The following is a 1,053-nucleotide window of genomic DNA, read 5'->3' as shown; positions in this document are numbered from 1 at the left end:
TGTCAACGCCGACTGAAAAGTGACCCCTTTTGGTCTTGAAACGCCGATTGAAAATTGACCCCCTCCGGGCCCGTTGGGTTATACGGCTGAAGCGGTTGGCTTCACACCGGCCTTGCTTTTGTTTCTGAGTCGATAGCTCTCACCGCTGATCTGCACGATGTGGGCGTGGTGCAGCAGGCGATCGAGCATGGCCGCGGTTAACGTCTGATCGCCGGCGAACGCGCCGGCCCACTGCGTGAAGGCCAAGTTCGAGGTCAGGATCATGCTCGCCCGCTCGTAGCGCCGGGCCACGACGTTGAAGAACAGATTCGCCTCTTCGCGCCCGAACGGCAGATAGCCGATCTCATCGATTACCAGCAGCTTCGGTCCCATCACGACCCGATTGAAGTACTGCTTGAGCCGTTCCTGGCGCTGGGCGGCGCGCAGCTGCAGCATGAGGTCGGCGGCGGTCACGAAGCGCGTCTTGATACCGTGCATCAGCGCTCGGTAGGCCAGCGCGATCGCCAGGTGACTCTTGCCGACGCCGCTGGGACCGAGCAGCACGATGTTTTCGGCGCGCTCGATGAACGTCAGGGCCGCCAGTTCCTGCAGCTGGGCCCGGGGCGCGCCCGAGGCGAAGCCGAAGTCGTACTGCTCAAGTGTCTTGACCGCCGGCAGACTCGCCATCTTCAGTAGGGTCTGGCGACTGCGTTCGGTCCGGGCATCGCGCTCGGCGATCAACAACTGCTCGAGGAAATCGGCAAAACTGGCGTCTTGGCCGGCGGCCTGCTGTGCCTGGTGCGGCCACTCGGCCTCGATCCGCTCCAGCTTGAGGTCCTGGCACAGCGCACGGATCCGCTCATGCTGAAGATTCATGCCGAGACCTCCAGCAGCGCCTGGTAGACCGATAGCGGATGCTGCAGGCTCTCGTGCGGGAGCACGCGGCCGCTGGGCGCCGGCACGACGGCGGCGGGTACCGCCGTATCGGCCGGCAGCGGGCGCAGCGCATGCCGTTCCCCGGCCAGGCGCACCGCGGGCTTGTCGCCCGTGGTGCCATGGATGCGCTGGTGCGCC

General features: G+C 65.3%; 1 protein-coding gene and 1 pseudogene. Both read right to left on the bottom strand.

Annotated elements, in window-relative coordinates:
- Positions 1 to 78: 78 nt before the first annotated feature.
- The gene (gene istB, locus C41B8_RS19175) at positions 79 to 855 is read right to left on the bottom strand and encodes an IS21-like element helper ATPase IstB (protein WP_037342032.1); all 777 of its coding nucleotides are present in this window, start codon (positions 853 to 855) and stop codon (positions 79 to 81) included.
- Positions 852 to 1,053, bottom strand: a pseudogene (locus C41B8_RS20770) (IS21 family transposase); the annotation flags it as partial. The pseudogene C41B8_RS20770 and the gene istB, both read right to left, overlap by 4 nt.

Origin of the sequence: Salinisphaera hydrothermalis C41B8 (assembly GCF_000732535.1) — a bacterium.
Lineage (GTDB): Bacteria > Pseudomonadota > Gammaproteobacteria > Nevskiales > Salinisphaeraceae > Salinisphaera > Salinisphaera hydrothermalis.
The sequence above is the reverse complement of the archived record's forward strand: the minus strand, read 5'-3'. Positions and strand labels throughout refer to the sequence as shown.

Excerpts from the sequence above, each read along its gene's own strand:
- istB (WP_037342032.1), bottom strand. The coding sequence starts at position 855 with ATGAATCTTCAGCATGAGCGGATCCGTGCGCTGTGCCAGGACCTCAAG.